Origin of the sequence: Peribacillus sp. NPDC046944 (assembly GCF_050272735.1) — a bacterium.
GTDB lineage: Bacteria > Bacillota > Bacilli > Bacillales > DSM-1321 > Peribacillus.
This window is the reverse complement of the sequence record NZ_JBNNML010000009.1, coordinates 132,529-139,311: the sequence shown is the minus strand read 5'-3', so window position 1 is coordinate 139,311 and position 6,783 is coordinate 132,529. Positions and strand designations below refer to the sequence as shown.

At 39.4% G+C, this 6,783-nt stretch carries 7 protein-coding genes; 3 read left to right on the top strand and 4 right to left on the bottom strand.

The window, feature by feature from the left end:
* Positions 1–146: 146 nt before the first annotated feature.
* The gene (locus ACQKIC_RS16720) at positions 147–611 is read left to right on the top strand and encodes a GNAT family N-acetyltransferase (RefSeq protein WP_403123131.1); all 465 of its coding nucleotides are present in this window, start codon (positions 147–149) and stop codon (positions 609–611) included.
* A gap of 112 nt (positions 612–723) precedes the next feature.
* On the opposite strand, the gene ACQKIC_RS16715 is transcribed toward ACQKIC_RS16720, so the two are convergent.
* The 3 genes from ACQKIC_RS16715 to ACQKIC_RS16705 form a co-directional block, all read right to left on the bottom strand.
* On the bottom strand, positions 724–942 hold the full coding sequence (locus ACQKIC_RS16715; RefSeq protein ID WP_403123129.1) for a DUF3006 domain-containing protein: 219 nt from the start codon (positions 940–942) through the stop codon (positions 724–726).
* Positions 943–1,782 carry a ComEC/Rec2 family competence protein gene (locus ACQKIC_RS16710; RefSeq protein WP_427592010.1) on the bottom strand — a complete coding sequence of 280 codons (840 nt, stop codon included), beginning with the start codon at positions 1,780–1,782 and terminating at the stop codon, positions 943–945.
* Positions 1,783–1,983: 201 nt separating this feature from the next.
* Positions 1,984–2,604, bottom strand: coding sequence for a cupin domain-containing protein (locus tag ACQKIC_RS16705; RefSeq protein ID WP_427591910.1), 621 nt, complete (start codon positions 2,602–2,604; stop codon positions 1,984–1,986).
* Between the two features lie 259 nt (positions 2,605–2,863).
* Here ACQKIC_RS16705 and ACQKIC_RS16700 point away from each other — a divergent pair, with 259 nt between their 5' ends.
* Both ACQKIC_RS16700 and ACQKIC_RS16695 read left to right on the top strand, forming a co-directional pair.
* A complete protein-coding gene (locus tag ACQKIC_RS16700) occupies positions 2,864–4,756 on the top strand; it encodes an OPT family oligopeptide transporter (protein WP_402868492.1) in 1,893 nt (630 codons plus the stop codon).
* A 43-nt stretch (positions 4,757–4,799) separates the two neighbouring features.
* Complete coding sequence (locus ACQKIC_RS16695; RefSeq protein ID WP_427668706.1) at positions 4,800–5,108, top strand: PqqD family protein; 309 nt, start codon at positions 4,800–4,802, stop codon at positions 5,106–5,108.
* Positions 5,109–5,583: 475 nt separating this feature from the next.
* Here ACQKIC_RS16695 and ACQKIC_RS16690 read toward each other — a convergent pair whose 3' ends face one another.
* Positions 5,584–6,765 (bottom strand): NAD(P)/FAD-dependent oxidoreductase, encoded by a 1,182-nt coding sequence (locus tag ACQKIC_RS16690; RefSeq protein ID WP_427591912.1) that lies wholly within the window; start codon positions 6,763–6,765, stop codon positions 5,584–5,586.
* Between the last annotated feature and the right edge of the window lie 18 nt (positions 6,766–6,783).

Genomic DNA, 6,783 nt, shown 5'->3' with positions numbered 1-6,783 from the left:
CATTTTACTAAAAAGGGCGATTTTTTTGTGCATAAATTTCATAAAAAAAGGGTTGCCCTAAAAGTCATTTTCCTGACTTTTGGGACAGCCCCTTTGGGATAGGTACCAACATAATACGTAATATGTATGCTAAGGGAGGAGTTTCTTTGCATTTTGAACCGATTGATGTAACGAAGCATAGAACATTCATTATTCGATTTCGTAGGGACTCTTTCGTCATAAGCTTTGGTTCTGATAAGGATCTTGGAAACGTAGAGGAATATCTGGATTGGGTAAAAATAAAATCGAACCGATATCCAGGTGGATTTGTCTTGGTTATGGAAGATGATGTGCCCATCGGTCAACTTGAACTTACAATTAAAGAATATAAGGGTAGTAAAGTAGGCTACGTAAATCTTTATTATCTCATTCCTGAAAAACGTGGAATGGGGTTAGGGAAGGAACTTCACCGATATGCTCTTCATTTCTTTAAAAAATATGGGGTAAAGGAATATCATCTACGCGTTTCTCCTACTAATAGAAACGCATTGTCTTTTTATCGTAAAAATGGAATGCAGGAAGTAGGGTTTGAATTAGAGGGAAAAGTGATAAGAATGAAAGGGAACGTGTAAGTTAAAAAATATACCTCCAGGGTAAGTTCATGTTTCTCAGCTAGTTCATTATTATTAAGGTAAAAGATGTAGAAAAAATCCCCTTCTCAAAATGAGAAGGGGATAGTCGTAGTCAATCTTCAAACAACTCATCCATCAAGTCATCAATTTCTTTTTTTAACTTTCTTGTTCCTTCTTTGGAGACAGTAATTGTATCACCATCGATAATCAGCATATCTCCGACCTTGGCCCCTTTTGGAAGGGAGCTTTTCGGAAAATCCTTCATATCGCCACCATCGATTTCCACGACAGCTATTTTACCTTCAAAGCGATCAATTATTCCTTGCTTCATTTATTTCACCGTCTTTACAGTAAGTTTCGTACCTGTAGAAGTAAAAATAATGTTTCCAGATTTGTCTGTACGATAGATTTTAGCTTTTATGGAATTCAAGCGTTTTACAACGGTAGAAGTAGGATGCCCATACCCATTTTTTCCTACACTTATTATAGCGTATTTTGGTTTTGCTTTCTTAATAAAAGCTGAACTAGAAGATGTTTTTGCCCCGTGGTGCCCAACTTTAAGGACATCCACGCTTGGTACTACCTTTTTGGCAAGCATGTCTTTTTCGGATTTTTCTTCAGCATCGCCAGTGAACAAGAACGATTTTTTATTATGTTTAAGCAATAGGACGGCACTCCAGTTATTTAAGTCTTTCTTATAGTCCTTGACTGGAGCAAGGAATTTCAATGACGTATTCTTTGCCTTCGTTGTGATTACTACCCCGGTCTTGGCTTTCTTGATTTTTAGCCCTTTCTTCTTAACCGCTTTTAAAAAGTCTTTGTAAGCTTGTGTGGTATGGGAAACTTTCGGTGCATACACAGCTTTGACTTTCAGGTTATTGATTACATAGGCCAGTCCACCGATATGATCGGCATCCGGATGCGTCGAGACAACCGCATTCAACGTTTTTACCTTTTGTTTTTTCAGATAGGCAACGACATCATCGCCTTTTCCTTTTCCACCAGCATCAATTAAAATGTTTTCATTACCGGTTTGAATCAGGATGGAATCGCCTTGGCCCACATTGATAAAGTGTACCTTCACATTGGAAGCAGCAGCTTCAGTTGACTGGATTCCAGTAAATAAAGTTAAACATAGAACAGCCACTAATATTACTTTAAGTTTTTTCATCATTATATCACCCTAGCATATCTTATCATGGTTATTAAGAGAAAAGTGAGATAATAAGTATTTTAAAATAGTATTTTTTCATTCGTATAGATATTTATCTGTTATTTTATGCATGGATTAATTAAAATATACCATTAATATAAATATAAGGATAATATTTTAGTTATTTATGGGATTTTATATTATTTTATTAAAATAATACTAATAATATGGTAAAGCTGATGGATTTTGATTGTAGTATGGGCTACCGTACCATTGGTTTAGATAGTGCCATGATTGATTGGAATGATTATTCCCATTTCTGTTATAGGTTACGGGTGGGCCAATGAAAGTCGAGGGCTGAACGGGTGACACCATTTTTTTCCATTGGTTTTCATCTATGGAATAAGTGTGGGCCATGATATCCGCTGGCGTTAATTTCAAGATATCCGATCCAAGAATGACTTCAGGGATAGGTGCATTAAAAATAGCAAGTAAATGTGTTTGGTCCATGGTAGCCACTTCATAATGCCACCAGCCTTGTGGGACGTTCGCTACTTGGCCGGGAGTAATGGGGTAGTTCTGAATGAGCTTTGTATATGGATTCAGAATGGATACTGTAGCGGCCCCGGAGATGCAATAAACTAGCTCAGCTGCATTTTGATGGTAATGAGGTTCGATGATATTATTGGCACTTAAGAATATATCGAGTAAAGAAGTATTCTCCAGGGTGTTCAACTGTGAAATGCCCAATACATTTATATAGTTCAGATTATCTTTTTTTACTAAAGTACTTTTATTTACATCGAAGGTAAATAGAGTCGAAGGTGATGCATAATCCATAGGTATCCTTCCTTTACGATAGTGTTGGTTTGAGCAGGATATGTGGTTTACCATTAGAATGTGCAAATGCCCATGATAAAGATTGTAGTTAGAAACCAAAGTCTTTCAAAATAATATTCTTATAAAATATCATTTAACTGAATTTTCCCTATTGTCTTATTTAAGAATAAGCAGAATTTTCCCATTGCATGAATAGAAATTACAGTGATATAATAATTCCTGTGTTTTTAAAGTTAAAAAGATATAGGAAGTGTCTAAATTGTCTAACAATTCGAAAGAGAGCAAATTCGTCCCGTACGTTTCTGCTTCGAAATCTTTACCCGAATTAACTGTCACTGCAATTATTCTAGGTATAATTCTTGCCATCGTTTTTGGAGCAGCTAATGCATATTTAGGTCTCCTTATTGGATTGACGGTTTCCGCATCTATACCCGCGGCGGTAATTTCAATGGCAATCCTGAGAGGGATTTTTCGACGAGATTCCATCTTAGAAAACAACATTGTGCAAACGATGACAACAGCAGGTGAGGCCATTGGGGCCGGAGCCGTTTTTACTATCCCAGCATTATTTATGTGGGGGATGGATGTTAGTCAAGCGTTAATCCTATTCATTGTTTTAACTGGTGGATTCCTTGGGGTCTTCATGATGGTCCCCCTTCGTCAGCTTTTAATAGTAAGGGAGCACGAAACATTACCTTATCCTGAGGGTACGGCATGTGCCGAGGTATTGAAATCAGGAGAAAAAGGCGGTTCTAGCGCTAAATTAATCGGAGTCGGTTTAGTAATCGGTGGTGTGGTTAAAGCGCTTGGAGATGGATTCAAGCTATTTAAAACGGAAGTGGAAACAGGCATCACTGGTTTTAAAAATGCAGTAGTCGGCCTTGATGCATTTCCTTCCCTATTGGGTGTCGGGTATATCATCGGTCCACGTGTTGCGGGTCAAATGATCGGTGGGGGTCTATTGGCTTGGGTCGTCCTTATACCGGCCATTAGCTTCTTTGGTAGTGGTAGCTCTACACCTATATTCCCATCAGAAGTTCCTATCGGTGAACTGGACGCTTGGGGAATTTGGGATAATTATATTCGGTACATCGGAGCTGGAGCAGTTGCGACTGGGGGCTTAATCACACTGATTAAGACTTTGCCCACTCTATTCAGTTCTGCTTTTGCAACGCTGAGAGGCGTGCAAGCGAATAAAGGTCAGCTTAAAGCCGGGCTAATTCGTACTGAAAAAGATATTCCTGCTAAATTCGTGTGGTTAGGGATGCTTATTGTTCTTTTGATCATTGCCTTTGCACCTGTAACGGAAGTAGGTATCATAGGCGCAGTTGCAATCGGTATTTTTGGTTTCTTATTCGTGACGGTCGCTTCAAGGATTGTTGGGATTGTCGGAAGCTCTTCATCCCCTACATCTGGGATGACCATTGCAACACTATTAATTGTAGCGCTTATTTATAAGGCAACAGGCTTCACTGGCATGGATGGCATGATAGCTGTAGTAACGGTTGCTGCAATCGTTTGTACGGCACTTGCAGTGTCAGGTGACGTTTCTCAAGATTTGAAAACAGGTTATATTGTCGGTGGTACGCCATGGAAACAACAAGTTGCGATGATGATTGGTGTCGTTGCATCTGCAGCTGTCATTGGCTTTACCTTAGTGTTAATGGATAATGCTTATACAATGGGTTCTGCAGAACTTCCTGCACCTAAAGCGGCCTTGATGAAAATTCTTGCTGAAGGTGTTCTTGGAGGAGACTTACCTTGGACCCTTATCTTCATCGGAACGGCGATTGCCATTACTCTAGAGTTCTTCGGTTTGAATTCACTTAGTGTGGCAGTTGGGATTTACTTGCCAGTTCATACGAGTGCGCCAATCATGATCGGTGGATTTGTACGTTACTTCGTTGAACGTTTTTCTAAATCTAAAGAAGCACGTAAAGCAAGAGTAGATAGAGGAACATTGTTCGCGTCCGGTTTAATCGCCGGTGAATCATTGATTGGAGTGCTTATTGCAGTCTTAATTGCAGTGGGAGTAAAAGTTCCAGCCGTAGCGGTGATAGCGAGCAACCTAATACCATTCTTACTTTTCCTTGCTTTAGCTGGAGTACTTTGGTTTGTATCTAGCAAAAGGAATAAAGAAGATGTTTCGTAAAAAGAAAAAATCAAAGAGGAACCTGTTAACTATGGTTCCTCTTTTGGAAAGTCGTGTCACCCTAGAAATGGATTCTTCTTCGGACTTAGGATTTTTGATTATCCAGAGAACTAACTTCATCGAGAGACTGACGATTCGTTTCTTGAAGCAAAGGGCATTTCGTAAAATCAAGCTAGATAAGTTTGGGAGATTTGCCATTGAACAAATGGCATATCGCAAGAATGTTCAAGCGATTTCGGAAGCGATGATTGAACACTTTGGGGAAGAAGCCGAACCGGCCTTACCACGACTTGTGAAATTTTTTGAAATCCTTGAAGTTCATGAATGGATCATGTGGGAAGAAGAAAAATAACAAACAAGCTGAAGCATGCAAATCGCGCTTCAGCTTGTTTTTTTGCTTTTTCATTAATGAGGGGTAGCGAAATCAATAGCTAAAGGTGATTCGAAAAAATTTCTTAATAACGGCAGAGAGTAGGTTGTAGGGCTGATCGTCATGTTTTGTATTTGTAAAAGGAGCGTATTCTGTAAATGTTAACGTATATGATTTCATTCTTGATGGGTTTGTATGGGAAATGTAATAGGGACGCTAAAGAGGGTGACACCAGGCCTGAATTTAAAGTCCGGCAAAATGTGCCCTCAGTCTATACTTATTGTATTGCCTTGCCATACTACGGGGGAGGGGACCATGTTCTATCATTTATTAATTCGTCAATAGATTCCTAGTCTATCAATTGGTGGAATTGAAAAATCCAGTTTCCGTCTAAGGACAGAAACTGGATTTTTCTCAGCGTCTACTTATTTACAAATGATTAAGTTCAGTGTTGAACTTAATAGACCAAATTGTAAAGCGCTTTGATATGAGTAAGATAACGGATGTTACTAGCTTCCTTCATTAAAGTGGCAGGTAAGCCTTTAAGTTCAGTGTTGTTAGCCCCAACTGTTGCTACACCATCTTTACGACCTAAGCTGGCAAGTGTTCCAGAATTGATAGGTGCGAATTTTTCTAGTGTTTTACCTTCAAATGCTGCATATAGGTTGTAACCGACTAGTTCGCCCATTTGCCAAGCGTTTTGTGCGGTTGGTGCGTATGGACGTCCACCTTCTGGAGGGAAGGCAACGGCACTATCGCCAACAACGAATACGTCATTATGAGACTTGGATTGAAGATATTCATTGACAGTTGCTTTACCACGGTCCACTTCAAGACCTGATTCCCCAACGATAGGAAGAGCAGCGACCCCACCAGTCCAAACAAGTGTATTAGCCGTGATGGTTTGTCCATCTTTCAATTCGATAACATTGCCTTTGACACCTGTTACAGGAAGGCTAGTTAAGAATTCGACCCCACGTTTTTGTAGACTTGTCATAGCGCGTTCAATTAATGAATCCGGTAATACAGGAAGAATCTTTGGACCAGCCTCGATAAGCTTGATTTTCAAGTCTTTGTAGTCTACGCCAAATTGTTTTGCAATTTTAGGGAAATGATCTACGATTTCACCGATTAATTCAACGCCAGTTAATCCACCGCCGCCGATTACAATCGTTGCGTCCGCTTCATTTTTCGTAATGGAATATTCACGAATGCGATCTTCGATATGTTTGTAAACTTTGTTTGCATCATGTACAGATTTTAATACCATGCTGTTTTCTTCAAGTCCTGGAATGCCGAAGAATCCTGTTTGGCTTCCTAAAGCAACAACTAAAGCATCGTAAGTTAGAGTAGAACCATTAGCAAGTTTAACTTGTTTTTTATCCACTGAGAAAGATTCAGCTTTGGAAATGACAAGGTCGATGTCTTTTCCTTTGAAAAGTTTTTCTAACGGAATGGCAACAGCTTGTTCAGAAACTGATCCTCCTGCTAGACGATGAAGTTCTGTGATAATTTGGTGTGTTGGGTATTGGTTAACCACTGTAACTTGTGCTTCATCTTTATTTAAGTATTGTCGAACCGTTAATGCAGATAGTAATCCGCCGTATCCTGCACCTAAGATGACGATATGTTTTGACATTTGTTAATCCCCCGTCCT

Excerpts from the sequence above, each read along its gene's own strand:
- ACQKIC_RS16715 (WP_403123129.1), bottom strand. The coding sequence starts at position 942 with ATGAAGCAAGGAATAATTGATCGCTTTGAAGGTAAAATAGCTGTCGTG.
- ACQKIC_RS16710 (WP_427592010.1), bottom strand. The coding sequence starts at position 1,782 with ATGAAAAAACTTAAAGTAATATTAGTGGCTGTTCTATGTTTAACTTTA.
- ACQKIC_RS16705 (WP_427591910.1), bottom strand. The coding sequence starts at position 2,604 with ATGGATTATGCATCACCTTCGACTCTATTTACCTTCGATGTAAATAAA.
- ACQKIC_RS16690 (WP_427591912.1), bottom strand. The coding sequence starts at position 6,765 with ATGTCAAAACATATCGTCATCTTAGGTGCAGGATACGGCGGATTACTA.